Raw genomic sequence first — 25,705 nt, 5'->3', positions numbered from 1 at the left:
GGCAAGTCCGACAAAGATCAGCCCGCTTTGGCCTCGGCCTCGCTCTTCACCTCGACAAACCCATCACACTGCAACTCCGGCAGCTCCTTGGCGCAATACGTGCTGCCCAGGTCCTTCAGCGCCCCACACACCCCCTCCAGACGCCCATCCACCGCCTGCAGGTGATCGAGCAACTGGCCAATGGCCCGCGCCACCGGGTCCGGCATGTCTTCGCTGACGCCATAGGCATCGAAACCAATCTTCTCCGCCATGGCCTTGCGCTTGGCTTCGACCTGATCGTCGGCCTTCATGATGATCCGCCCAGGAATCCCCACTACGGTCGCACCGGCCGGCACCGCCTTGGTCACCACCGCATTGGACCCGACCTTGGCCCCGGCACCGACGGTAAACGGCCCGAGCACCTTGGCGCCGGCGCCCACCACCACGCCATCCTCCAAAGTCGGATGACGCTTGCCCTTGTTCCAACTGGTGCCACCCAGGGTCACACCCTGGTAGATGGTCACGTCATCGCCGATCTCGGCGGTCTCGCCGATCACGATGCCCATGCCATGGTCGATAAAGAACCGCCGCCCGACCTTGGCCCCGGGGTGGATCTCGATGCCGGTCAGCCAACGACCGAAGTTCGACACCACCCGCGCCAGCCATTTCCAGCCCATGCCCCACAAGGCATGACCCAGGCGATGCAGCCAGATGGCATGCAGGCCCGGGTAGCAGGTCAGCACTTCGAAGGCATTACGCGCCGCCGGATCACGGTGGAATACGCTCTGGATATCTTCTCGCAAACGCTCGAACATCACTGATCCTTCCGCTTAAGGAGCTCGCCCCGGGCCGCTTTTTCGGTTTCCGTGAGGATGCCCCGCAAAATATTCATCTCGGCGCGACTGACCGAACTGCGCCCGTACAGGCGACGCAACCGTGCCATCAAATGGCGCGGTTTTTCGGGGTCGAGGAAGTCGATGGCCACCAGGGTCTGTTCCAGATGGCCGTAGAACCGCTCCATCTCGTCCATGGTCGCCAGCTCTTCGCTGCGCGTCGACGCCACTTCATGCTTCTCTACCTTGCTCGGCTGCCCGACGGCCGCCAGCCAGGACATCCGCACTTCATAGCTCAGCACCTGCACCGCCGTGGCGAGGTTGAGCGAACTGAAGTCCGGATCGGACGGGATATGTACGTGATAATGACATCGCTGCAGCTCGTCGTTGGTCAGGCCGGAATCTTCACGACCGAACACCAGTGCGATCTCGGCGCCCTGCCCGGCCTCCTCGACCACCTTCAACCCGGATTCACGGGGATCGAGCAACGGCCACGGAATCCGCCGATCGCGAGCACTGGTACCAAACACCAGGTTGCAACCGACCAATGCGTCTTCCAAGGTGGCGACGACTTGCGCGTTTTCAAGGATATCGGTAGCACCGGAAGCCCGTGCATCGGCTTCAGCGGACGGAAAGATCCGCGGCTCCACCAGCACCAGGCGCGACAGCCCCATGTTCTTCATGGCCCGCGCGGCCCCGCCGATATTGCCCGGATGACTGGTATTGACCAGGACAACACGAATATTTTGCAGCACGAGAGACACTCTCAGACTCGGCGAAGGGGAGCAAATCTTACAGAAGCACTGGGGATTGCGCCACGAGCGCCAACGTCGTCCTTCTCCCCCGGGACTTTTCTGGTAGAATGTTCGGCTTTCTTTAACACTCTAGGTGAAACGTCCATGCAGCCCATGCTGAATATCGCGCTGCGCGCCGCCCGCAGCGCCAGTGAATTGATTTTCCGCTCCATCGAGCGCCTGGATACCATCAAGGTCGACGAAAAAGACGCCAAGGACTATGTGTCCGAAGTGGATCGCGCCGCCGAACAGAAAATTATCGACGCGCTGCGCAAGGCCTATCCGACCCACGCCATTCGTGGCGAAGAAACCGGCTTCCACGCCGGCAGCGGCGAAGGCGAAGAATACCTGTGGATCATCGACCCACTGGATGGCACCACCAACTTCCTGCGTGGCATCCCGCACTTCGCGGTCAGCATCGCCTGCAAATACCGTGGTCGCCTGGAACACGCCGTGGTCCTCGACCCGGTCCGCCAGGAAGAATTCACCGCCTCCCGTGGCCGTGGCGCCCAGCTCAATGGCCGTCGCCTGCGCGTCAGCGGTCGCACCAGCCTGGACGGCGCCCTGCTGGGTACCGGTTTCCCGTTCCGTGACGACCAGATGGACAACCTGGACAACTACCTGGGCATGTTCCGCGCCCTGGTCGGCCAGACCGCCGGCATCCGCCGCGCCGGTGCCGCGAGCCTGGACCTGGCCTATGTGGCCGCCGGTCGTTTCGATGCGTTCTGGGAGTCGGGCCTGTCCGAATGGGACATGGCGGCGGGCGCCCTGCTGATCCAGGAAGCCGGCGGCCTGGTGAGCGACTTCACCGGCGGTCACGACTTCCTGGAAAAAGGCCATATCGTTGCCGGCAACACCAAGTGCTTCAAGGCCGTACTGACGGCGATCCAGCCGCACCTGCCGGCTTCGCTGAAGCGCTAAGCTTTCGCCGAACACAAAAATGCCCCGTATCTTGCGATACGGGGCATTTTTTATGTCCCTACAACAGTAGCCGTTACTGGCCCGGCTGCGGAGCTGGCTGACCCTGGTTCTGACTCAGGACCAGATGACCATCCTTGTCCACCGGGATCTGGTTGCCCGGATCACGATCCATCCGGATCTTGCCTTCCTTGCCGCCCAACTGATAACGCACGTCGTAGCCGACCACCTTGTCGCTGACATCGTTGACCGTGTTGCAGCGTTTCTGGGTCGTGGTGTAGGTGTCACGCTCCTGCATGCCCTCCTGCACCTTGTTACCGGCATAACCGCCGCCGACCGCACCGACCACGGTGGCCAGGGTCTTGCCGCGACCGCCGCCGACCAGGCTGCCGAGCAGACCACCGCCGACCGCACCCAACGCGGTACCGGCCAGGCGGTGCTCATCCTGGACCGGCTTCTGCCGGGTCACCGCGACATCTTCACAGACTTGGCGCGGGGTCTTGATCTGGGTCTTGACCGGCTCTACCGCCAATACTTGCGCATACTCAGGGCCGCTTTTTACCAGGCTGTAGGTGGCAACAGCACCTCCGGCAGTGACACCGACAGCACCCAATACCGCACCTACCAGCAACGACTTGTTCACGTGAACCTCCTGACCATCACAAGTGGATCGGTGCCCACTCTTCTCTATGGCTTTGGAGTACAAAAAAAGGCGCGAGTTCAACACTCGCGCCTTTATCAGCAAACAGCCTGAAGAAAGATTTCCGTCAAGGACGGTCGTCGACTTCCTTCTGGGTATTGGCCGGAGGAATCAGGTCCTCGCTGTTCAGGTTCAGCCAGATCAGCACCACGTTGGCGATGTAGATCGACGAGTAGGTACCCGCCAACACACCGATAAACAGGGCGATGGAGAAACCGAACAGGTTATCGCCACCGAAGAACAGCAGCGCGGAAATCGCCAGCAAGGTGGAGATCGACGTCGCCATGGTCCGCAGCAGGGTCTGGGTGGTCGAGACGTTGATGTTCTCGATCAGAGTGGCCTTGCGCAGCACACGGAAGTTCTCACGCACCCGGTCGAAGACCACGATGGTGTCATTGAGCGAGTAACCGATGATCGCCAGTACCGCCGCCAGCACCGTCAGGTCGAAGGTGACCTGGAAGAACGAGAGGATACCCACCGTCACCACCACGTCGTGGACCAGCGAGACGATGGCGCCCACCGCGAACTTCCACTGGAAGCGGAACGCCAGGTAGATCAATACGCCGCCCAGCGCCATGAGCATGCCGAGGCCGCCCTGGTCGCGCAGCTCTTCACCGACCTGCGGGCCGACGAACTCGACGCGCTTGATCTGTACCGGGTTGTCGCCGCCCAGTTTCTGCAGCGCCTCGGCGACCTGATGGCCCAGCTGCGGGTCTTCACCCGGCATGCGCACCAGCAAGTCGGTGGTCGCGCCGAAACTCTGCACGATCGCCTCGTGATAACCGGCCTCAGCCAGCTCTCCGCGCACCTTGGTGACATCCGCCGCATGCTCGTAGGTCAGCTCGATGAGCGTACCGCCGGTGAAGTCCAGACCGTAGTTCATGCCCTTGTGGAAGCAGCTGAACAAGGCCAATGCGGTGAGGAACAGGGTGACGCCGAACGCAACGTTGCGAACACCCATGAAGTTGATAGTACGTAACATGGCAGCCCCTTAAATCCACAACTTCTTGAAGTCACGACCGCCGAAGATCAGGTTGACCATCGCGCGGGTCACCAGAATGGCCGTGAACATCGAGGTAAAGATCCCGAGGGACATGGTCACCGCAAAGCCCTTGACCGGGCCGGTCCCCATGGCAAAGAGGATGCCGCCCACCAGCAAGGTGGTCAGGTTGGCGTCGATAATCGCCGTGAACGCACGACCAAAGCCTTCGTTGATCGCTCGCTGCACCGTCATTCCCGCGGCGATCTCTTCACGTATCCGCGAGAAGATCAGCACGTTGGCGTCCACCGCCATACCCATGGTCAGGACGATACCGGCAATACCCGGCAGGGTCAGCGTTGCCCCCAGCAAGGACATCAGCGCCAGCAAGGCGACCATGTTGAAGGCCAGGGCCACGGTGGCGATGATGCCGAAAAAGCGGTAGATGGCGATGATGAACAGCGAGACGAACAGCATGCCCCACAGCGACGCATCGATACCCTTGGTGATGTTGTCGGCACCCAGGCTTGGACCGATGGTACGTTCTTCCGCGAAGTACATCGGCGCGGCCAGACCACCGGCACGCAGCAGCAGCGCCAGTTCCGAGGACTCGCCCTGGCCGTTCAGGCCGGTGATGCGGAACTGACTGCCCAGCGGCGACTGGATGGTCGCCAGGCTGATGATCTTCTTCTCTTCCTTGAAGGTCTGCACCGGCACGTCTTTTTCGACGCCATCCACAACCTGCTTGGTGTAGGTGGTGATCGGCTTCTGCTCGATGAAGATCACCGCCATGCTGCGACCGACGTTGCTGCGGGTCGCGCGGCTCATCAGGTCACCACCGTGGCCATCGAGCTTGATGTTCACCTGCGGACGACCGTGTTCGTCGAAACCCGCCTGGGCATCGGTCACCTGGTCACCGGTGATGATCAGACCACGCTCGATCTGCGCCGGAGGACGATTGCCTTCACGGAACTCGAACTCTTCGGAAGTCGCCTTCGAAGCACCTGGTTCAGCGGCCAGACGGAACTCCAGGTTGGCGGTCTTGCCGAGGATCCGCTTGGCTTCAGCGGTGTCCTGCACGCCCGGCAGTTCGACCACGATGCGGTTGGCACCCTGACGCTGCACCAGTGGCTCGGCCACACCCAGCTCGTTGACGCGGTTACGCACCGTGGTCAAGTTCTGCTTGATGGAGTATTCGCGGATTTCCGCCAGCTTGGCCGGGGTCATCGCCAGACGCAGTACCGGCTGCTCGCCGAGGTCGGCCGTTACAATGTCGAAATCGTTGAAGTTCTTGCGAATCAGCGCACGGGCCTGTTCACGGGTATCCGCGTCAGCAAAGCCCAACTGGATGGCGCCATTGAACGGTGGCAGGGTGCGATAACGCACACGCTCCTTGCGCAACAGGCTCTTGACGTCGCCGTCATAGACTTTCAGGCGGGCGTCGACGGCTTTTTCCATGTCCACTTCCAGCAGGAAGTGCACACCACCGGACAAGTCCAGACCCAGCTTCATCGGGTGCGCGCCAAGGCTGCGCAACCATTGTGGAGTGGTCTGCGCCAGGTTCAGGGCCACGACATAGTCGTCGCCGAGGGCTTTACGCACCACATCCTTGGCCGGCAGTTGGTCTTCCTGCCTGGTCAGACGAATCAGGCCGCCCTTGCCGCCGGCAGCCAGTGTGGCGCCCTTGACGGTGATCTTGGCGTCGGTGAGCGCTTTGCTCACACGGTCCAGATCGGCCTGGGTGACCTGCAGTGCAGTGCTTGCGCCGCTGACCTGGATCGCCGGATCGTCTGGATAGAGATTGGGAGCGGAATAAATAAAACCGATCGCCAGCACCGCCAGGATCAGTAGGTATTTCCACAGAGGGTATTTGTTCAGCATCACGCCGCCCGCTTATGACGCGGGGCGCCTTGCGCGCCCCGTCGATTGTTAAGAGTTGAAACCTAGATCGCTTTCAGCGTGCCTTTAGGCAGGGTGGCCGCGATGGCCCCCTTCTGAAACTTCATTTCGACGGTGTCGGAGACTTCCAGAACCACGAAATCGTCGCTCACTTTGGTGATCTTGCCGGCGATACCGCCGGTGGTGACCACTTCGTCACCCTTGGCCAGGTTGCCCAGCAGGTTCTTCTGCTCCTTGGCGCGCTTGGCCTGCGGACGCCAGATCATCAGGTAGAAGATGACCAGGAAGCCGACCAGGAAGATCCATTCGAAACCACCGCCCATCGGGCCTGCAGCAGCAGGCGCGGCGCCGTCGGCGAACGCGTTAGAGATGAAAAAGCTCATTTAGCACTCCAGTTGCAATCATTCAATTCTGAAAAATTCAGTCCAAAGGCGGTACGGGAAGCCCGCGTTTGGCGTAGAAGGCATCGACAAAGGCGGCCAATGTACCCTGTTGAATAGCCTCGCGCAAACCAGCCATCAGGCGCTGGTAATGGCGCAAATTGTGGATCGTATTCAACATGCTCCCCAGCATTTCGCCGCACTTGTCCAAATGATGCAGATAAGCACGGGAGAAGTTCTGGCAGGTGTAGCAATCGCAGGTCGGATCCAGCGGCGATTCATCATGGCGATGGAACGCGTTGCGGATCTTCAGCACGCCGGTATCGATGAACAGGTGCCCATTGCGGGCATTACGGGTTGGCATCACGCAATCGAACATGTCCACCCCGCGGCGCACACCCTCCACCAGATCTTCCGGCTTGCCAACGCCCATAAGGTAACGAGGTTTGTCAGCAGGCATCAGGCCGGGCAGGTAATCCAGCACCTTGATCATTTCGTGCTTGGGCTCGCCCACCGACAGGCCGCCGATGGCCAGGCCGTCGAAGCCGATCTGGTCGAGGCCTTCGAGGGAGCGCTTGCGCAGGCTTTCGTGCATGCCGCCCTGGACGATGCCGAACAACGCGGCGGTGTTTTCGCCGTGGGCGTTTTTCGAGCGCTGGGCCCAACGCAGCGACAGCTCCATGGACACACGGGCGACGTCTTCGTCAGCCGGGTACGGGGTGCACTCGTCGAAAATCATCACGATGTCCGAGCCCAGGTCGCGCTGGACCTGCATCGACTCTTCCGGGCCCATGAAGACCTTGGCGCCGTCGACCGGCGAGGCGAAGGTCACGCCCTCCTCCTTGATCTTGCGCATGGCGCCCAGGCTGAACACCTGGAAGCCGCCGGAGTCGGTGAGGATCGGGCCTTTCCACTGCATGAAGTCGTGCAGGTCGCCGTGGGCCTTGATCACCTCGGTGCCGGGACGCAGCCACAGGTGGAAAGTGTTGCCGAGGATGATTTCGGCGCCGGTGGCGACGATATCCCGTGGCAGCATGCCCTTGACCGTGCCGTAGGTGCCCACGGGCATGAAGGCCGGGGTTTCGACGGTACCGCGGGGGAAGGTCAGGCGACCGCGACGAGCCTTGCCATCAGTGGCGAGCAGCTCGAACGACATACGACAGTTGCGACTCATGCTTGGTCCTCTGGGGCCCGATCCTTGGGTGCGGCAGGCGCCGGGTTGCGGGTGATGAACATCGCATCACCGTAGCTGAAGAAGCGGTAGCCGTTGTCCACGGCGGCCTTGTAGGCGGCCATGGTCTCGGGGTAACCGGCGAAGGCCGAAACCAGCATCAGCAGCGTGGATTCGGGCAGGTGGAAATTGGTCACCAGGGCGTCGACCACATGGAAGGGACGGCCCGGGAAGATAAAGATGTCGGTGTCGCCACTGAAGGGCTTGAGCACGCCATCGCGGGCGGCGCTTTCCAGCGAACGGACGCTGGTGGTGCCCACGGCGATCACCCGACCGCCGCGTGCACGGCAGGCGGCAACGGCATCGACCACTTCCTGGCTGACTTCCAGCCATTCGTGGTGCATATGGTGGTCTTCGAGACGCTCCACACGGACCGGCTGGAAGGTCCCGGCGCCGACGTGCAGGGTGACGAAAGCGCGTTCAACACCCTTGGCGGCGATGGCATCCAGCAGCGGCTGATCGAAATGCAGCCCGGCGGTGGGGGCGGCCACGGCGCCAAGGCGTTCGGCGTAGACGGTCTGATAGCGCTCGCGGTCGGCGCCTTCGTCGGGGCGGTCTATATAAGGAGGCAACGGCATATGGCCGACGCGTTCCAGCAGCGGCAGCACTTCTTCGGCGAAGCCCAGTTCGAAGAGCGTGTCGTGGCGGGCGAGCATCTCGGCTTCGCCGCCGCCATCGATCAGGATCTTCGATCCGGGTTTGGGCGACTTGCTGGAGCGCACATGGGCCAGCACGCGGTGGGTATCGAGGACCCGTTCCACGAGGATCTCCAACTTGCCGCCGGAGGCTTTCTGGCCGAACAGGCGGGCTGGAATGACCCGGGTATTGTTGAACACCATCAGATCGCCAGGGCGTAAATGCTCAAGCAAATCAGTGAATTGACGGTGTGCGAGAGAGCCGCTGGGGCCGTCGAGGGTCAGCAGGCGACTGAGGCGTCGCTCGGCCAAAGGATGGCGAGCGATCAGGGAATCGGGGAGCTCGAAAGTAAAGTCAGCGACGCGCATGATGGGGTTCGTTCAGCAGGGCCGGGAAGTTTAGCGGAAATCGTAAAAATTGACCACGAAAGCCGATTGACCAACGGTAATCACGTCTCTATACTTCGCCGCCATTGAGCCCTGATGGCGGAATTGGTAGACGCGGCGGATTCAAAATCCGTTTTCGAAAGGAGTGGGAGTTCGAGTCTCCCTCGGGGCACCATCTTAAAAAAAGACCTTGAAATTCAAGGTCTTTTTTTTCGCCTGCAGAAAAGTGGAAAAGCACCACGATCCTGTAGGAGCCGAGCTTGCTCGCGATGAACGATGACGCGGAGAGCCTGCCGTGCGCCGCCGCCAATCTCGACATCAATCGAGGATCGCTCGATTGATACTGGTAACACCTGCTCCAGCGTTACCTGATGCAAAAATAAAATCAGGATGATCCTTTCACGAGTTACGCCAATATTGGGAATCAATGGCAAACTCTGATCATGTATCAACAACCGCGGCCTGATACTCGACAAACAGAGCCGCGCAAGGAATCAGGCATCATGAGCAAGAAGAACTCCATCAGCAGGCTTACGATCAAGGGCTTCAAGTCGATCGAACACCTGGATGACCTGAGCCTTGGAAGCCTGAACGTTCTGCTGGGTGCCAACGGCGCGGGCAAGAGCAGCTTCGTTTCCTACTTTCGCATGCTTGGCGAAATGATGGAGCTGCGCCTGAAAAAGTGGACGACCCAGCAAGGCTCCGCAGATCGCATTGTCAGTTTCGGCGTGAAAGAAACCCACAGAATAGAATCATTCGTCAAATTTGGTCTGAACGGATATCGATTCGAGCTGGAACCTACGGTCGACGGTGATTTTGTATTTGCCAATGAACGACTTTTTTTCAACGGACCTCTTTACGGCCCTCAGTGGATCCCCCTCGGCTCGGGTCATCAGGAAGCAAAACTCCGAGAGGTGTTCAAGGCTAAAAATTTCTCGGCAGCCTACAAAAACGACGTGGCCGCTTACTGCTATGAATCCATCTCAAGCTGGAAGGTCTTCCACTTTCACGACACCAGTGACACGGCAGCCGTAAAGCGCTTCGGTCCTGCCCACCTCCACGACGACCTGCGCCCAGACGCCTCGAATCTGGCGGCCTATCTTTACCGCTTATCAAACGAAACGCCGGATGTCTACGAACAGATTCGCAAGACCATCCAATTGGCCATTCCGTTCTTCGATGATTTCGTGCTCAAGCCCCGCCGCCTGGACACGGAAGAGGAATTGATCAATCTACAGTGGCGCCAGAAAGACAGCGACTACATCTTCTGGCCCAGCCAGCTTTCGGACGGTTCGATCCGCTTCATGTGTCTGGTGACTGCCCTCCTCCAACCGGAGCCGCCCTCGACCATCATCATTGATGAGCCTGAATTGGGCCTACACCCATACGCCATTACTTTGCTGGGCTCACTACTGCGCTCAGCGTCAAAACGAATGCAAGTGATTGTCTCGACGCAGTCCGTGCCACTGGTGAATGAGTTTGCCATTGAAGATCTGATCATTGTCGAACGCGAAGAAGGTGCGACGGTTTTCAAGCGACTGGATGAGGATGAGTTTGAAACCTGGCTGGAAGACTATTCGGTCGGCGAGCTATGGGAGAAAAACATCCTGGGCGGGAGGCCTCGCAAATGATTCGAGTGCATGTCATTTGTGAAGGCCAGACCGAGGAAATGTTCATCAACGAGGTACTCGCCGAAGCTTTTCATCACTTGGGCATCTATCTAACACCGGCGTTGATTGGCAAACCCGGCCACAAGGGCGGCAACTTTCGCTTCGAACGCCTGCTCAGCGACCTCGAAAAGCGACTGCTGGGTGATCGTCTGGCTTACTGTACGACGTTTTTCGACTTCTACGGCCTGCCCGAAGAGTTTCCCGGAAAAACCGAGGCTGCCAGCAAAAACAGCATGGATAAAAAAGCCGACTACCTACTGAAGGCCATGACAGAGAAGCTGAGGAACAAACTGGGTAACGATGTGATGCGCCGCTTCATTCCCTACGTACAGATGTACGAATTCGAGGGATTGCTATTCAGTTGTCCTGAGCGACTGGCTGCCGGGATCAACCAACCACTCCTTGAAGAAAAGCTGCAGCGCATACGAAATGAGTTCGATACGCCAGAAACCATCAACAACAGCCCGATGACCGCACCGAGCAAACGGATCTTGAGGCTTTACGAGGGCTACGAGAAACCGCTGCATGGCTCACTCGCTGCGATTGAGATTGGCCTCCCAACGATACGAACCCAATGCACGCGGTTCAATGCCTGGCTGCAACAAATCGAATCGTTGCTGCCATTGGCGTAGCCGCACCCAAATCAAAATCAGGACTGAAAGCTTGAGCTGTCAGATATGCTGACTGTCGTGACGGTGCTGACAGATACGGACTTCTACGAGAGCATGACGACTCATGCCGATCACATGATCTGGCAAGACGTGTACCGCCCCAGCACGCAGGTGGGCGACGTGTATTTAAAGCTGACGGTTATCGATGACGTGCTGATCGTATCCTTCAAGGAGTTATGAACATGAAATGTCCTGTTTGCGGCGCAGCGGAGCTGATCCACGATACACGTGACCTGCCCTACACCTACAAAGGCGAAACCACAGTCATCACTTCGGTGACGGGAGACTTCTGCCCGGCCTGCGCCGAGTCTGTCCTGGATACAGCCGAATCGGATAGTGTCATGCGCGAAATGCGATCAGCCTCGAAACAGGCCCATGCAGCTAACGCACCGCTCCTGTAGGAGCAAGCTTGCTCGCGGATGAACGATAACGCGGTGAGCCTGCCAACACTCACCGCCAAAATCGGCATCAACCGAAAACTACCTGCCTACACCGACGTCCCGCGCAACATTCCCTGCGTCAAATCATCAATGACCGCCTTGCCCATCTCGCCCAGGTAATGCGATGCCCAAGCATAGCGTTCGCCATCGCTTTCCAGGGCAGCATCGAGGGAGAGTGCTTTGGCGCAATAGAGCAGGAGGGACGCGTGCTCCATGGCTTCCAGAATGGGAACGCCAGGGTTTACGCGGAACAGTTCACGACCTTGGGAGCCGCACTGGGAAAAGGTGATGACGCCAAGGGTTTTGCTTGTGGGTGGGTTGGTCATTGGGCACCTCCGACGAATGCGCGGGTGCTTGATACTTGAAGCTGAAGCTCTTGAGTCAAAATGTTCATGCGCTACTCCTACCGTAGAAGAAAGCGCCAGCAGTCTAATCGATAGTGGCGCCTATGCGCCTATCTTCCGTTCCACGGGTTTCCAGGCCCGGTCGCCGAATTGGCAGCGACAAACAAAAGGTAGCGCGCGTAGTGAAGAGCTGCAATGTGACTGGTAGGGAGTATTTAAGTCGAAAAATTTCAACCGGCATATGGAACCGGTGTGACATCCCAGCACAAACCTTTGGCCGAAGCGGCTGCAATATCGCCAGCCACCATGGCTTGCTCAACAATGAACGATCGCTTAATCTTTTCATATGAGCATTTGATCTCTGGACAGCACCATGGCCACCACCCAAAAAAATCGACAAACCCTACAAGAAGCCCATCAGCAGTGAACTGACATACCTTGATGTGCGTCAGGCCGCGCGTGACGGACAAAAAGCCTTTGAAGCCTTCGTTGCCACCGGTAAATTACCCTTCGCCAAGTAAGCCACGCATGCTCTCCAACCTATTCAACATCAATCGATACGTAGGACATTTCCCATAATCAATTAAGACCTGTAGCAAATAGCGGAATTGCTCTTTTTTTCAGTGTTTATCTGCCCTTATATCCGACGTCATCTTTCACACATCAAGGATGTGAAGCGTGGCGCACGGATTCATCAATGAAAAGACCACCCATTACCCCAGCCTGAAAAGCCAGCTATTGATACAGCGTGGTTCACATGCACTGACCAAGTTCGACACGGTCAATAGTCACCTGCGCCGCTCGATGGTAACCCCCGGGCAACTGGTGATCGTGCCCGACGATACTACGGCGTCCTGCACCTTCGAAGAGGCCTGGCTGATGACCCGGGCCCGGGAAATCGACCTGGCCCTGAGTCTCGAACCCAGGGCGGGTGTCGAGATCCTGAACAACTATGATTTGTTACAGGGGTTGCTGGGTTACAGCTCGATTGGCATCGGTAGCACCACAGCCGCCTGGGGACGGCATTTGAGCGGGGTTGAGGACACCTTGAAAGACATCGAAAAACTGCATCAGCAGCATCTGAAAGGCGGTGTTTCAGCCAAGGCCGAATTCATCGCCAAGCGACAGGCCCTATTCCAGAAGCTGGACACCCAACTCCAGGGCGTCGGCCATTACGGCACCAGCTTGCGGCACAACAAATCGATCAAGAAAATGCTCGGCATTTCCACCCGACGCTATCTGCATCGCCAGGAAATCGACTGGTATGCGCAGCGGATCAACAAGATTGCCAGTACCTCCCGTTTTCTGAGCAAAGGCGGTTATGTGGGCATGACGCTGGACGTGGGAGCGGCGGGGCTGGCAATTCAAGAGGCATGTTCGACCGGGCGCGAGGAGCAGTGCAGAAAAGCGCGGTATGTCGAAGGCGGTAAAGTGGTCGCAGGAATTACGGGATCTCACTTCGGTGGAGTACTTGGAGGTAAGGCCGGTCCCATCATATGCGCCATTGGATTGGGTGTTGTATCTGGAGGGTGGGGGGCTTTGGGGTGTGGGATTATCGGCGCAGCCGCAGGTGGATATATCGGTGGGAAGATTGGTGGGGGACTGGGAGAGTATACCGGTGATTTGATTTATGAGGGGCAGTACTGATGATGACATTAAAAGCGGTGGGGGCTTTTCTGTCTCTGTTTCTATTATTCCTTGGTGTTGGCTTGTCAGCCTATGTCACGAAGGCCAAGCTGGATCTTGTTGAGGTCTACTTCAAGGATAACACAATGATGATTGGCCATTGCCGATGGTGGGGAGGCAACTCGTTCAAGGATCGCTCAATGAGACAGGGATTGATAAGTATGATGGTCATGTTCCCCAAGATGTTCATCTGGCGCGGATTCTTGACTCAGCAAGAAATAGACGTTATTCCACCAACACTCAAGCGATGGATCAAAGCCCCATTGTATTTTGAGATCCCTTTTTTTCTTGCCGCTATCGCATTCTGTATAGGGGAACAATTCCAGTGAGCGTTAAGCCCACACCCTGGCACATCAATGCAATTGCCGATGGAATCGCCGACGCAGAAGCAGGCAACCTGACCGATCTGAAAATCATCAAGGCCAAATGGGTGAACCGTGCCAGACTTTCAGCGGTTGCGGCAGTTTTTGCGTCCGAACAGCGTCGACGCCGCTAGTCGGGCAGGTGCAGTAATCATGTAGAGCGTGCGAATACTCGGAATACAACCATATATTAGTTACCCAATTGATGATCTGCCCGACGATTGCCGGGAATGGCTGAAGGGCAAAGAGAGGGAATGGACAATCAAATAGCAGACGCATTGCTAAACCCGCCCCGACCGAAGCCGGGACGGGCCACTTCAACAACCTTTACCGCTGATTATCGAAATGATCCCGCAGAAACTCATACAGGCGATAAGCCCGAAATGCGTTCACTACGAGGCTCCAGGTACGTCGCAGAATCTTTGACATACTTTGGCCCTCCAAGGTGGGCCAAACCTCCAGCGTACTTACCGGAACATGTACGCCTTCGAGATCCACGGCGATGGTCTCTGTGAGGCGGCCAGGCTGGTGAACTCCTGAATAAATCCGGCACGGGTTACTAAGCCGTGTCAGGAGAACGGAATGCGCGCGCGGGCTTGGCCACTTCACAAGGACTCTCGAGCGTGAGAGCGTGGACATAATACCTGAGCGCACCGGCCTTAATTCCCATTACAGGGATATTTTTCAAACTAACGTTGATCAAAATATTTCATAATCAATCAGTACTCAATAACCCTGTCGCCGCGAAGCAAGCACAGCGTTGCATGATGCAGCTAACGACAGTAAACTGAGGATCCACGTCGATGGTCTCTGTGAGATATGCAAGCTGGCTTTATGCCAGACTTGCGGAAAAAACCGCCCTACTAAGGCGGTTTTTTTTCGCCTCCACTTTCTGGAAAAAGAGGCACCCCGCCCCCTCGTGGACAACACCTCGGTCAGCACTCATCTAGACTCAACAGGCGGTCGCAAAAAGAACCGCGTACGTCGCTTTGGTGCAGGCGAATCATAGGCCGCGTGGCAAGCTGCCTTTTATGCCCTGAAGAGGTGCGGCAAAGACCGCATCGGGCCCAACAAGATGCCCGCCCAGGGTGCCTGGCCAACGGCCTGAAATGCCACGATACCGTGACGTGGCGTGAGTGCCGCAGCCGACACTTTCGGACAACCGACAACCGCCTGGTTTGTCCGTGACCGTGAGGAATGCCGTATGCCTGATGAGATGTTGTACCTGCCCATGGTCAACAACGTGCTGGAGCGCCACAAGGGCTCCCCCGGCGCACTGTTGCCCATCCTCCATGAGATTCAGGCGGGCATCGGCTATATCCCCGATGCCGCCGTCCCCGAGATTGCCCACGCCCTCAACCTGAGTCAAGCCGAAGTACGCGGGGTGATCAGCTTCTACCACGACTTCCGTAGCGCGCCTCCGGCCCGGCATATCCTGCGCCTGTGCCGCGCCGAATCCTGCCAGAGCCGCGGCGCCGAGCAGCTCGCCGCGCAACTGCGCGAACGCCTGCAACTGGACGACCACGGCAGCAGTGCCGACGGCAGCATCAGCCTGCGCCCGGTCTATTGCCTCGGTGCCTGCGCCTGCTCGCCGGCCCTGGAGCTGGACGGCCAGGTGCATGCGCGACTCAGCGCCGAGCGCCTGGATGCCCTGCTCGATACATGCCGGGAGGACGCATGATGCCGAGCCTCTATCTCCCCGCCGATTCCCTTGCCCGTGCCGTGGGTGCCGATGAGGTCGCCGTGGCCCTGGCCACCCAAGCCCGCGAGCGCAATCTGCCGCTGGACCTGCAACGCACCAGCTCCCGTGGCCTGTACTGGCTGGAGCCGCTGCTGGAAATCGACAGTGCGCAAGGCCGAATCGGCTTCGGCCCGCTGACGGTTGCCGATGTGCCGTCCCTGCTCGATGCACTGCAAGGCGATCCATCCACCCATCCCCTGGCCCTGGGCCCGGTGGAACAGTTGCCTTATCTGAAGACACAACAACGCCTGCTGTTCGCCCGTGCCGGGATTACCCGGCCGCTATCTCTCGAGGACTACCAAGCCCACGGAGGCTTCGAGGGCCTGACCCAGGCCATCGCCCTGGGCGGCGAGCAGACCGCTACCGCCGTGTTCGACTCAGGCCTGCGTGGCCGTGGCGGCGCGGCCTTCCCCGCCGGGATCAAATGGCGCACGGTGCGCGGCGCCCAGGCGGCGCAGAAGTACATTGTCTGCAACGCCGACGAAGGCGACTCCGGCACCTTCGCCGACCGCATGTTGATGGAAGGCGACCCCTTCTTGCTGATCGAAGGCATGGCCATCGCCGGTATCAGCGTCGGCGCCAGCTACGGCTACATCTATGTGCGCTCGGAATATCCACAGGCCGTGGCCACACTGCGCGACGCACTGGATATCGCCCGCGCCGCTGGTTACCTTGGATCTAATGTCAGCGGCAGCGGCCTGGCCTTTGATATGGAAGTGCGCGTCGGTGCCGGCGCCTATATCTGCGGCGAGGAAACCGCGCTGCTGGACTCCCTCGAAGGCAAGCGCGGGATCGTCCGCGCCAAGCCGCCGATTCCCGCCCTGAAGGGCCTGTTCGGCCTGCCGACCCTGGTGCACAACGTGCTGACCCTGGCCTCGGTGCCGCTGATTCTGGCCAAGGGCGCGCAGTTCTATCGCGACTACGGCATGGGCCGCTCCCTGGGCACCATGCCCTTCCAACTGGCCGGCAATATCCGTCACGGCGGCCTGGTGGAACGGGCATTTGGCCTGACCCTGCGGGAACTGGTGGAAGACTACGGCGGCGGCACTGCCAGTGGCAGGCCATTGAAGGCCGCCCAAGTCGGTGGTCCCCTCGGCGCTTGGGTGCCACCCAGCCAATTCGACACACCCCTGGATTACGAAGCCTTCGCCGCCATCGGCGCCATGCTCGGTCACGGTGGCGTGGTAGTGGCTGATGACAGCCTGGACATGGCCCGCATGGCGCGCTTCGCCCTGCAGTTCTGCGCCGAGGAATCCTGCGGCAAATGCACCCCTTGCCGCATCGGCTCGACCCGCGGCGTGGAGGTCATCGATCGCCTGCTCGCCGCACCCGACCAGAACGGTCGTGATACCCAGGCGCTCATCCTCAAGGACCTGTGCGACACCCTGCAATACGGTTCGCTCTGCGCACTGGGCGGCATGACTTCCTACCCGGTGGCCAGCGCCCTCAAGTACTTCCCCGCCGACTTCGGTCTGCAATCCTCGGAGGCCGAGCAATGATCACTCTCTTCGACCCGAATACCGATATCGACCTCGGCACCCCGGCCCGCGACAGCCAGGTGCAGGTCACCCTGAATATCGACGGCCGCAGCATCAGCGTGCCCGAAGGCACCTCGGTGATGCGTGCCGCCGCGCTGCTGGGCACCACCATTCCCAAGCTGTGTGCCACCGACAGCCTGGAAGCCTTCGGCTCCTGCCGCATGTGCCTGGTGGAAATCGACGGCATGCGCGGCTACCCGGCGTCCTGCACCACGCCGGTCAGCGAAGGCATGAGCGTGCACACCCAGACACCGAAGCTCGCCAGCCTGCGCCGCAACGTCATGGAGCTGTACATCTCCGATCACCCGCTGGACTGCCTGACCTGCTCGGCCAACGGCAACTGCGAACTGCAGACCGTCGCCGGCCAGGTCGGCCTGCGGGAGGTGCGCTACGGCTATGAAGGTGAAAACCACCTGGCCGACCAGAAAGACACCTCCAACCCCTACTTCGACTACGACCCGAGCAAGTGCATCGTCTGCAACCGCTGCGTGCGCGCCTGCGAAGAAACCCAGGGCACCTTTGCCCTGACCATTACCGGACGCGGCTTCGAATCCCGGGTCTCAGCCGCCGGTGGCGAGAATTTCCTCGACTCGGAATGCGTGTCCTGCGGCGCCTGTGTGCAGGCCTGCCCCACCGCGACCCTGATGGAAAAAAGCGTGGTCGAACTGGGCCAGCCCGAACGCGCCGTGATCACCACCTGTGCCTATTGCGGCGTGGGTTGCTCGTTCCGCGCCGAGATGAAAGGCGACAAGCTGGTGCGTATGGTTCCCGACAAGAACGGCCAGGCCAACCACGGCCACTCCTGCGTCAAGGGACGTTTTGCCTGGGGCTACGCCAGCCACCCGGATCGCATCACCAAGCCGATGATCCGCAAGCACATCAACGACCCTTGGCAGGAAGTCAGCTGGGATGAAGCGGTGACCTACGCCGCCAGCGAATTCCGCCGCCTGCAGCAGAAATACGGTCGCGATTCCATTGGCGGCATCACCTCCAGCCGCTGCACCAACGAAGAAACCTACCTGGTGCAAAAACTGGTGCGGGCCGCCTTCGGCAACAACAACGTCGACACCTGCGCGCGGGTATGCCATTCGCCCACAGGCTATGGCCTGAAACAAACCCTGGGCGAATCCGCCGGGACCCAGAGTTTCGACTCGGTGATGCAGGCCGACGTGATCCTAGTGATGGGCGCCAACCCCAGCGATGCCCATCCGGTGTTTGCTTCCCAACTCAAACGCCGTCTGCGTGAAGGCGCACGATTGATCGTTATCGACCCACGGCGCATCGACCTGGTGGACGCGGTACACGGTCGCGCCGACCTGCACCTGGCCCTGCGCCCGGGCACCAACGTTGCCATGCTCAATGCCCTGGCCCACGTCATCGTCACCGAAGGCCTGCTCGACCAGGCCTTTATCGACGCCCGCTGCGAGGGCAACGATTTCGCCCGCTGGAGCGAATTCGTCAGTCGCGCGGAAAACTCGCCGGAAGTCCTTGGCCCGATCTGCGGCGTCGCCGCTGCCGATATCCGTGCCGCCGCCCGCCTGTATGCCGGCGGCAACAACGCGGCGATCTACTACGGCCTGGGCGTCACCGAACACAGCCAGGGCAGCACAGCGGTGATGGGTATCGCCAACCTGGCCATGGCCACCGGCAATATCGGTCGCGAAGGCGTGGGCGTGAACCCACTGCGGGGTCAGAACAACGTGCAGGGCTCCTGCGACATGGGCTCCTTCCCCCACGAATTGCCCGGTTACCGGCACATCTCCAACGAGGTGGTACGGGCGCAGTTCGAACAGGCCTGGCACGTCAGCCTGCAACCCGACCCAGGGCTGCGCATCCCCAATATGTTCGAAGCCGCCCTCAGCGGTAGCTTCAAGGGCCTGTACTGCCAGGGCGAAGATATCGCCCAGAGCGACCCCAATACCCAGCATGTCACCGCGGCCCTGTCGGCCATGGAATGCATTGTGGTGCAGGATATTTTCCTCAACGAAACCGCCAAGTTCGCCCACGTGTTCCTGCCGGGCAGTTCGTTCCTGGAAAAGGACGGCACCTTCACCAACGCCGAGCGGCGCATCTCCCGAGTGCGCAAGGTCATGGAACCGCTCGGCGGCAAAGCCGACTGGGAAGGCACGGTGGCCCTGGCCAACGCCCTGGGTTACCCCATGAACTACAAGCACCCGTCGGAAATCATGGACGAAATCGCCAGCCTGACGCCAACCTTCACCAACGTCAGCTATGCCGCGCTGGATAGCCACGGCAGCCTGCAATGGCCGTGCAACGCCGAGGCACCGGACGGCACGCCGACCATGCATATCGAGGAATTCGTGCGCGGCAAGGGGCGTTTCATGCTTACCGGCTACATCCCCACCGAGGAAAAGGTCAACAATCGCTATCCCCTGCTGCTGACCACCGGGCGCATCCTCAGCCAGTACAACGTCGGCGCCCAGACCCGGCGTACCGAGAACATCGCCTGGCACGACGAAGATCGCCTGGAAATCCACCCGAGCGATGCCGAGAGCCGTGGCATCAACGAAGGCGACTGGGTCGGCATCGGCAGCCGCGCCGGACAGACCGTACTGCGCGCGCGGGTCACCGAACGGGTCGCCCCGGGCGTGGTGTACACCACCTTCCACTTCCCTGAATCGGGGGCCAACGTCATCACCACCGACAACTCCGACTGGGCCACCAACTGTCCGGAGTACAAGGTCACCGCCGTCGAAGTCAGCCGTGTCTACCACCCTTCCGAGTGGCAGAAACGCTATCAGGAGTTCAGCGACGAACAACAACGCCTGCTTGATGAGCGCCGCCATGAACACAGCGCCGGAGCCAAAGCCGAGGTGCGCCGATGAGTACTGAAAACCTGATCAAGATGGCCAACCAGATCGCCCAGTACTTCGCTACCGAACCGGACCAGCAACAGGCCGTGCTCGGCGTGCGTAATCATCTGCAGATGTTCTGGACGCCGGGCATGCGCAAGGAGTTACTGGCCTGGCAGACAGAACATCAGGGGGCGGACATGCATCCGCTGGCGCAGGCGGCGGTCAGTGGCGCGGGGTGGGAGGCTTAGGTCCACACAATCGCTTGGGGTTGCCCCCTGGTCGGTGACGACAGACCAAGGGGGCATTCCAACGCCTTTCAAATCTTGAAATACACCTCCAAAGCCCCCTCCATCACTACGGAGTAAGCTGGTTTCCAATACAGCCGAAACGCCCACCAAATTGCCAAATAAAAACCTAATAGGTTAGTATCTAATCTCATGGAAAAACGCATCCCGCATTGCAAGCTATCCATCGTCAAAGCCTTGGTCGAAGCGGGACAAGTACGCACCACCCACACCGCACGAGCGGGCGCGAATGAGTTGGGGCTAGAGCTGTCAGATATGCTGGCGGTCGTGACGGCGCTGACAGCAACGGACTTCTACAAGAGCATGACGACCCATGCCGATCACATGATCTGGCAAGACGTGTACCGCCCCAGCACGCAGGTGGGCGACGTGTATTTAAAGCTGACGGTTATCGATGACGTGCTGATCGTGTCCTTCAAGGAGTTATGAACATGAAATGTCCTGTTTGCGGCGCGGCGGAGCTGATCCACGATACACGTGACCTGCCCCATACCTACAAGGGCGAAACCACCACGATCACTGCGGTGACAGGCGACTTCTGTCCGGCGTGCGCCGAATCGATCCTGGATATGACCGAATCAGATCGCGTCATGCGTGAAATGCGTGCTTTCTCGAAACAGGTCAACGCAGCCATTGTCGACCCTGGATTTATTGCCAGCGTACGCAAGAAACTCTCTCTTGATCAACGAGAGGCGGCTGAGATCTTTGGCGGGGGAATCAATGCTTTCTCTCGATATGAGAATGGTAAAACCAGACCCTCGTTGGCGTTGGTGAAACTGCTCAAGGTGCTGGACCGTCATCCTGAACTGCTGAATGAAGTCAGAATGGCCTGAGGTCCTGGGGCTCGCACTCCAGCTATACACCTTGTGTTCGTTTGAAAAAAGACCTTGAGTTTCAAGGTCTTTTTTCGACGGTTGGAAAACAAAAAACACTGTATTGCTATAAATTCCGAGTTTGCTCGCGATGAACGATGACGTACGAAACCTACCAATACTCCCCCTGATTGCTCAACCCGGCATCACGACTTAAGACTCCCCGCCAGAAACTGCTTCAACCGCTCACTACGAGGCTGCTCAAAGACCCGGTCCGGGTCTCCCTGCTCCTCTATCCTGCCCTGATGCAGAAAAACCACATGGTTCGACACCTGCCTGGCAAATGCCATTTCATGGGTGACTACCACCATCGTCCGGCCTTCCTCCGCCAACTGCTGCATGACCTTGAGCACCTCGCCCACCAATTCAGGGTCCAGGGCCGAAGTCGGTTCATCGAACAGCATCACCTGGGGCTCCATGGTCAGCGCACGGGCGATGGCGACACGCTGTTGTTGGCCACCGGACAGATGGGCCGGATACTGGCTTTCGACCTTTTCCGCCAGGCCGACCTTCGCCAGGTAATGACGCGCCCGCTCCAGGGCCTCCTTGCGAGCGAGACCCAGCACACTCATCGGACACTCGATAAGGTTCTCCAGCACCGTCATATGGCTCCACAGATTGAAGTGCTGAAACACCATCGACAACTGGCTGCGCATCCGCTGCAACTGCCGGGGATTGGCCGCACACAAGTCGCCCCCCGAGTTCTTGCGTGTGAGCAGTTCCTCGGCATTGACAGTGATGCGCCCCGCCGACGGCTGTTCGAGCAGGTTGATACAGCGCAGGAAAGTACTTTTTCCAGAACCCGAGGAGCCAATGATGCTGATCACATCACCCGCTTTGGCCTTGAGCGAGACCCCCTTGAGAACTTCATGGCTGCCATAGTTTTTATGCACATCTTCAACGATCAATTTATACATTCGAGCCAATCCGCTTGGGGTCAGTGCGTCCGGGGTTTGAGGTAGGCCAGCCAATGCAGCTCGCCACGTCGAAACAGCCAGATCAGGAAAAATGCGCTACCGGCATACAGCACCCCGGCAATGCCAAAGGCCGTGAAGGACGCGTAGGTCGCCGAATTCACATCCCGGGCAATCTTCAACAAATCGGGCACCGTGGCGGTGAACGCCACCGAGGTGGAATGCAGCATCAGAATCACTTCATTGCTGAACAGCGGCAGGGCCTGGCGCAACGCCGAGGGCAGGACGATTCGCCGATACAGCGTGAAGCGATTCATCCCGAAGGCGCGTGCGGCCTCGACTTCACCGTGGGGAACGGCCCTGATGGCACCGGCGAAGATTTCGGTCATGTAGGCACAGGTATTGAGCCCGAACGCCAACACCGTGCAGTTGAAGCCGTCACGGAAAAACGCGTTGAGCAAATCCTGGGACCTGATCACCTGCAAGCTGTACACCCCGGTGTAGAAGAACAGCAGCTGGATATACAACGGCGTGCCGCGAAACACGTAGGTGTAACCCCAGACCGGCAGACGCAGCAGCGGATTGCGGCTGACCCGGGCAAGCGATAACGGCAGCGCCAACAAGAAGCCAATCAGCACTGCCAGAATGAGCAACCACAAGGTCACCGCCAACCCGGAAAAATACGGCCCGTCGCGCCACAGGTAAGCCTGCCAGTAGTCGCCGAGAATGCCGGTCATAGGGCTGCCGTCCTGACACCCACCGAGTAGCGGCGCTCAAGCCACATCAATACCCCGTTGGACACGGTGGTAATGGCGAGGTAGATCAGACCGCCGACCAGGGTGAAGTAGAAGAACTGTAGTGAGCCCTTGCCCGCATCCTGCGTGGCCTTGACCACATCCGTCAGGCCGATGATCGAGACCAGCGCCGTGGACTTGATCAACACTTGCCAGTTGTTGCCGATTCCCGGCAGCGCGTGACGCAGCATTTGCGGGAACAGCACCTTGCGAAAGGTGCTCCAGCGGCTCATGCCATAAGCCCATGCAGCTTCGAGCTGACCAGCCGGAACGGCCTGGAATGCGCTGCGAAACGTCTCGGTAAAGTAGGCCCCGTAAATGAACGCCAAGGTGACGACACCGGCCAGGAATGGGTCGATATCGACCTGGTTGACGCCCAGCCAATCGGTCATCCGGTTGAGCAACATCTGCAGGCTGAAGAACAGCAACAGCATGATCACCAGATCCGGCATGCTGCGAATCACCGTCGTATAACCGGTGGCCAGCGCTCGCAATAAGCGATTGGAGGACAACTTCGAACTGGCGCCGAGCAGCCCTGCCAGAATGGCGATCGAGAGTGACCAGAGCGCCAGCTTGAGTGTGACCAGAGTACCCAGCAAAATCTGCGGGCCAAAGCCTTCCAGAAGCATTTCACTCTCCTTGTTTTTATTAGGGTGAGGTGAAGGGGATGCTGTAACGGAGCGGTCCGAATGACCGCTCCATTCAAGGTAGCGAGGGGCTTATTTCGCGCCGTAGACGTCGAAATCGAAGTACTTTTTATTGATCCGCGCGTAAGTGCCATTGGCCAGAATCGTCGCCAGGGCCTTGTTCAAGTCTTCGCGCAACTCGACATCGTTCTTGCGCAGGCCGATGCCATCGCCAACGCCGAAAAAGGCCGGGGCATCCAGGGTCGCGCCGGCAAACTCATAGTCCTTGCCCGCCGCCGTGCCGAGGAAGCCGTAACTGGCTTGAATGGCGCCCTGCAGCGAGGCATCGAGTCGGCCCACCACCAGGTCGGCGTAGACCTGGTCCTGATTCTGGTACGACAGAACGTCCACACCCTTCGTCCCCCAGACGGCTTTGGCAAAGGCCTCCTGGGTCGAGCCCTGCTCCACGCCAATGCGCCTGCCCTTGAGTGACTCGAGGGTCGGCAGCAGCCCCGATCCGCGCCTCACCACCAGCCGCGCCGGCGCATTGGAGACCTTGTCGGTAAAGGCGATCTGCTCCTGGCGCTTGGGCGTCACGGTCATCGACGACGCCACCGCGTCGAACTTGCGCGCCAGCAGCGCCGGGATCATCCCGTCCCAGCTGCTTTCCACCCAGACACAGTGGGCTTTCAGCTCGGCGCAGAGTGCTTCGGCGATATCGACGCCAAAGCCGGTCAGGGAACCGTCCTTGTTCTTGTATTCCAACGGTGGGTACGTGGGATCGACACCCAACTTCAAGGTTTTACCGGACCAGTCGGCCGCGCCGGCCAGGCTGGAGGCCGTCAGGAAGACCAGGGATACAGCCGCAATCATCTTGTTCATTGTTATTTTCCTCTTCAGACCAAAGACGATGTTTCGTACAGACTGACGCGCGAAAAGACGGCGTCTCAACTCAGGAAACGCTCGACCAACTTGACCCAGTAGCTCGCCCCGATCGGCAGGCAGGCATCATTGAAGTCGTAGCCGGGGTTGTGCAACTGGCAGCCGCGCTCGCCCTCACCGTTGCCAATCACCAGATAGCTGCCGGGGCACTTTTCCAGGATGAAGGCGAAGTCCTCGCTTGCGGTGAAGGGCCGCAGGTCGTCGATCAGTTGCTCCTCGCCCAACCAGTCCAGGGCGACCTCGCGGGCGAAGGCGGTTTGCTCGGGATGGTTGATCAATACCGGATGACAATGCTGGTAGTCGATCTCGGCGCGGGCGCCGAAACTGGCAGCCTGGCCCTGGACCAACTCGGTAATCCTGACTTCGAGCAAGTGGCGGATCTCAGGCGTCAGCGCCCGCACGCTCAGGCTCATCCGGGCGCTGGACGGGATGACATTCGACGTACTACCGGCATGCAGGGAGCCCACCGTGATAATCGCCATTTCCTGTGGATTGACGTTACGCGAGACGATGCTTTGCAGCGCAATAACAATGGACGAGCAAACCACCACCGGGTCGACTGCCTTGTGCGGCACCGCGCCATGGCCGCCACTGCCGATGATGGTGATCGTCACCGTGTCGGCCGATGCCATGAACGGGCCGCTATAGAAACCCAGGTGCCCGACGGGATAACCCGGCACGTTATGCATGGCAAAGATCGCGTCACACGGAAAACGTTCGAGCAGGCCCTCTTCGAGCATTTTCCGCGCGCCGCCCAGCCCTTCTTCGGCCGGTTGGAAGATCACTTGCAGGGTGCCGTTGAACGTCCGGGTATGGGCCAAGTGCTTGGCGGCGGCCAACAAGGTTGCCGTATGACCGTCGTGGCCGCAGGCATGCATGACACCGTCGATCCGGCTGGCATAGGGCAGGCCGCTGGTTTCCTGAATCGGCAGCGCATCCATGTCGGCACGCAAACCGATGGAGCGGCCTTCGCCGTTTTTCAGGGTACCGACGACACCGGTCTTGCCAACGCCCGTGCTGACCTGAAAACCCCATTGGGTCAAACATTGGGCAACACGCTCGCTGGTGACGACTTCTTCAAAACCCAGCTCGGGATGCGCGTGAATGCCGTGACGCAACGCGATCATTTCATCCTGTATCGCTGCAATACCAGGCAGGACATGGCCGGCACCCATTGTTGTACCCCTTCGACGAGATCTGAGCAGTTGATGGAGTGGATCTTAGGGAAGGGATCCTGGGCTGGGGAGAC

27 protein-coding genes, 1 tRNA gene and 1 pseudogene are annotated in these 25,705 nt (G+C 59.4%); 15 read left to right on the top strand and 14 right to left on the bottom strand.

Annotation, left to right across the window (positions count from 1 at the left end; genetic code table 11):
• Positions 1–17: 17 nt before the first annotated feature.
• Complete coding sequence (gene cysE, locus HX830_RS07465; protein ID WP_152740971.1) at positions 18–794, bottom strand: serine O-acetyltransferase; 777 nt, start codon at positions 792–794, stop codon at positions 18–20.
• On the bottom strand, positions 794–1,567 hold the full coding sequence (trmJ, locus tag HX830_RS07460; protein WP_100941404.1) for a tRNA (cytosine(32)/uridine(32)-2'-O)-methyltransferase TrmJ: 774 nt from the start codon (positions 1,565–1,567) through the stop codon (positions 794–796). Before trmJ ends, cysE begins: the two co-directional genes overlap by 1 nt.
• 144 nt (positions 1,568–1,711) lie before the next feature.
• Between trmJ and suhB the strand changes: the two genes are divergently transcribed.
• On the top strand, positions 1,712–2,527 hold the full coding sequence (suhB, locus tag HX830_RS07455; RefSeq protein ID WP_152740973.1) for a type III secretion system regulator SuhB: 816 nt from the start codon (positions 1,712–1,714) through the stop codon (positions 2,525–2,527).
• A gap of 73 nt (positions 2,528–2,600) precedes the next feature.
• Here suhB and HX830_RS07450 read toward each other — a convergent pair whose 3' ends face one another.
• From HX830_RS07450 to queA, 6 genes are all read right to left on the bottom strand, one after another.
• Positions 2,601–3,167: a glycine zipper 2TM domain-containing protein gene (locus HX830_RS07450; protein WP_103498552.1), complete on the bottom strand. Its 567-nt coding sequence runs from the start codon at positions 3,165–3,167 to the stop codon at positions 2,601–2,603.
• 124 nt (positions 3,168–3,291) lie between these two features.
• Complete coding sequence (gene secF, locus HX830_RS07445; protein ID WP_100941401.1) at positions 3,292–4,206, bottom strand: protein translocase subunit SecF; 915 nt, start codon at positions 4,204–4,206, stop codon at positions 3,292–3,294.
• A gap of 9 nt (positions 4,207–4,215) precedes the next feature.
• Positions 4,216–6,084, bottom strand: coding sequence for a protein translocase subunit SecD (secD, locus tag HX830_RS07440; protein ID WP_152740974.1), 1,869 nt, complete (start codon positions 6,082–6,084; stop codon positions 4,216–4,218).
• A 62-nt stretch (positions 6,085–6,146) separates the two neighbouring features.
• Positions 6,147–6,485: a preprotein translocase subunit YajC gene (gene yajC / locus HX830_RS07435; RefSeq protein ID WP_100941399.1), complete on the bottom strand. Its 339-nt coding sequence runs from the start codon at positions 6,483–6,485 to the stop codon at positions 6,147–6,149.
• A gap of 37 nt (positions 6,486–6,522) precedes the next feature.
• On the bottom strand, positions 6,523–7,638 hold the full coding sequence (gene tgt / locus HX830_RS07430; RefSeq protein WP_164886323.1) for a tRNA guanosine(34) transglycosylase Tgt: 1,116 nt from the start codon (positions 7,636–7,638) through the stop codon (positions 6,523–6,525).
• Between the two features lie 14 nt (positions 7,639–7,652).
• Positions 7,653–8,717: a tRNA preQ1(34) S-adenosylmethionine ribosyltransferase-isomerase QueA gene (gene queA / locus HX830_RS07425; RefSeq protein WP_177099563.1), complete on the bottom strand. Its 1,065-nt coding sequence runs from the start codon at positions 8,715–8,717 to the stop codon at positions 7,653–7,655.
• A gap of 108 nt (positions 8,718–8,825) precedes the next feature.
• On the opposite strand from queA, the gene HX830_RS07420 reads away from it, so the two are divergent.
• From HX830_RS07420 to HX830_RS07400, 5 genes and pseudogenes are all read left to right on the top strand, one after another.
• Positions 8,826–8,910: transfer RNA gene (locus tag HX830_RS07420), tRNA-Leu, on the top strand.
• Positions 8,911–9,238: 328 nt separating this feature from the next.
• The gene (locus HX830_RS07415; protein WP_177099561.1) at positions 9,239–10,366 is read left to right on the top strand and encodes an AAA family ATPase; all 1,128 of its coding nucleotides are present in this window, start codon (positions 9,239–9,241) and stop codon (positions 10,364–10,366) included.
• Entirely contained in the window at positions 10,363–11,037 is a 675-nt protein-coding gene (locus HX830_RS07410; RefSeq protein WP_177099559.1) for a DUF4276 family protein, read from the top strand. Before HX830_RS07415 ends, HX830_RS07410 begins: the two co-directional genes overlap by 4 nt.
• Positions 10,980–11,256: pseudogene (locus HX830_RS32440) on the top strand (type II toxin-antitoxin system MqsR family toxin). The gene HX830_RS07410 and the pseudogene HX830_RS32440 overlap by 58 nt, the downstream one beginning before the upstream one ends.
• A 2-nt stretch (positions 11,257–11,258) precedes the next feature.
• Positions 11,259–11,477, top strand: a complete 219-nt coding sequence (locus tag HX830_RS07400) for a type II toxin-antitoxin system MqsA family antitoxin (protein ID WP_256350422.1) — start codon at positions 11,259–11,261, stop codon at positions 11,475–11,477.
• Positions 11,478–11,563: 86 nt separating this feature from the next.
• On the opposite strand, the gene HX830_RS07395 is transcribed toward HX830_RS07400, so the two are convergent.
• A complete protein-coding gene (locus HX830_RS07395; RefSeq protein ID WP_177099555.1) occupies positions 11,564–11,842 on the bottom strand; it encodes a DUF3077 domain-containing protein in 279 nt (92 codons plus the stop codon).
• A gap of 696 nt (positions 11,843–12,538) precedes the next feature.
• Here HX830_RS07395 and HX830_RS07390 point away from each other — a divergent pair.
• The 9 genes from HX830_RS07390 (at position 12,539) to HX830_RS07350 (ending at position 21,141) form a co-directional block, all read left to right on the top strand.
• On the top strand, positions 12,539–13,507 hold the full coding sequence (locus HX830_RS07390; protein ID WP_177099553.1) for a hypothetical protein: 969 nt from the start codon (positions 12,539–12,541) through the stop codon (positions 13,505–13,507).
• Entirely contained in the window at positions 13,507–13,875 is a 369-nt protein-coding gene (locus HX830_RS07385; protein WP_177099551.1) for a hypothetical protein, read from the top strand. Before HX830_RS07390 ends, HX830_RS07385 begins: the two co-directional genes overlap by 1 nt.
• Complete coding sequence (locus tag HX830_RS07380; RefSeq protein ID WP_177099255.1) at positions 13,872–14,042, top strand: hypothetical protein; 171 nt, start codon at positions 13,872–13,874, stop codon at positions 14,040–14,042. Before HX830_RS07385 ends, HX830_RS07380 begins: the two co-directional genes overlap by 4 nt.
• Positions 14,043–15,112: 1,070 nt before the next feature.
• A complete protein-coding gene (locus tag HX830_RS07375) occupies positions 15,113–15,589 on the top strand; it encodes a formate dehydrogenase subunit gamma (RefSeq protein ID WP_177099549.1) in 477 nt (158 codons plus the stop codon).
• Complete coding sequence (locus tag HX830_RS07370) at positions 15,586–17,148, top strand: formate dehydrogenase beta subunit (protein WP_177099547.1); 1,563 nt, start codon at positions 15,586–15,588, stop codon at positions 17,146–17,148. The genes HX830_RS07375 and HX830_RS07370 overlap by 4 nt, the downstream gene beginning before the upstream one ends.
• The gene (gene fdhF / locus HX830_RS07365; protein WP_177099545.1) at positions 17,145–20,033 is read left to right on the top strand and encodes a formate dehydrogenase subunit alpha; all 2,889 of its coding nucleotides are present in this window, start codon (positions 17,145–17,147) and stop codon (positions 20,031–20,033) included. The genes HX830_RS07370 and fdhF overlap by 4 nt, the downstream gene beginning before the upstream one ends.
• Positions 20,030–20,251: a formate dehydrogenase subunit delta gene (locus HX830_RS07360; protein WP_152740981.1), complete on the top strand. Its 222-nt coding sequence runs from the start codon at positions 20,030–20,032 to the stop codon at positions 20,249–20,251. Before fdhF ends, HX830_RS07360 begins: the two co-directional genes overlap by 4 nt.
• Before the next feature lie 189 nt (positions 20,252–20,440).
• Positions 20,441–20,737 (top strand): type II toxin-antitoxin system MqsR family toxin, encoded by a 297-nt coding sequence (locus HX830_RS07355; protein ID WP_152740982.1) that lies wholly within the window; start codon positions 20,441–20,443, stop codon positions 20,735–20,737.
• 2 nt (positions 20,738–20,739) lie between these two features.
• On the top strand, positions 20,740–21,141 hold the full coding sequence (locus HX830_RS07350) for a type II toxin-antitoxin system MqsA family antitoxin (RefSeq protein ID WP_103497579.1): 402 nt from the start codon (positions 20,740–20,742) through the stop codon (positions 21,139–21,141).
• A gap of 185 nt (positions 21,142–21,326) precedes the next feature.
• Here the strand turns inward: HX830_RS07350 and HX830_RS07345 are convergent, their stop codons facing one another.
• The 5 genes from HX830_RS07345 to HX830_RS07325 form a co-directional block, all read right to left on the bottom strand.
• Positions 21,327–22,097 carry an ABC transporter ATP-binding protein gene (locus tag HX830_RS07345; RefSeq protein WP_152740983.1) on the bottom strand — a complete coding sequence of 257 codons (771 nt, stop codon included), beginning with the start codon at positions 22,095–22,097 and terminating at the stop codon, positions 21,327–21,329.
• A gap of 20 nt (positions 22,098–22,117) precedes the next feature.
• Positions 22,118–22,831: an ABC transporter permease gene (locus HX830_RS07340; protein WP_177099543.1), complete on the bottom strand. Its 714-nt coding sequence runs from the start codon at positions 22,829–22,831 to the stop codon at positions 22,118–22,120.
• A complete protein-coding gene (locus HX830_RS07335) occupies positions 22,828–23,517 on the bottom strand; it encodes an ABC transporter permease (RefSeq protein WP_177099541.1) in 690 nt (229 codons plus the stop codon). The genes HX830_RS07340 and HX830_RS07335 overlap by 4 nt, the downstream gene beginning before the upstream one ends.
• A gap of 90 nt (positions 23,518–23,607) precedes the next feature.
• Positions 23,608–24,396, bottom strand: a complete 789-nt coding sequence (locus HX830_RS07330; RefSeq protein ID WP_152740986.1) for an ABC transporter substrate-binding protein — start codon at positions 24,394–24,396, stop codon at positions 23,608–23,610.
• Positions 24,397–24,461: 65 nt separating this feature from the next.
• Complete coding sequence (locus HX830_RS07325) at positions 24,462–25,631, bottom strand: M20 aminoacylase family protein (protein WP_177099539.1); 1,170 nt, start codon at positions 25,629–25,631, stop codon at positions 24,462–24,464.
• Positions 25,632–25,705 lie beyond the last annotated feature (74 nt).

Source organism: Pseudomonas gingeri, assembly GCF_013385425.1.
GTDB lineage: Bacteria > Pseudomonadota > Gammaproteobacteria > Pseudomonadales > Pseudomonadaceae > Aquipseudomonas > Aquipseudomonas gingeri_D.
Note: the sequence above shows the minus strand (reverse complement) of the source record. Positions and strands in the feature narration are given on the sequence as shown.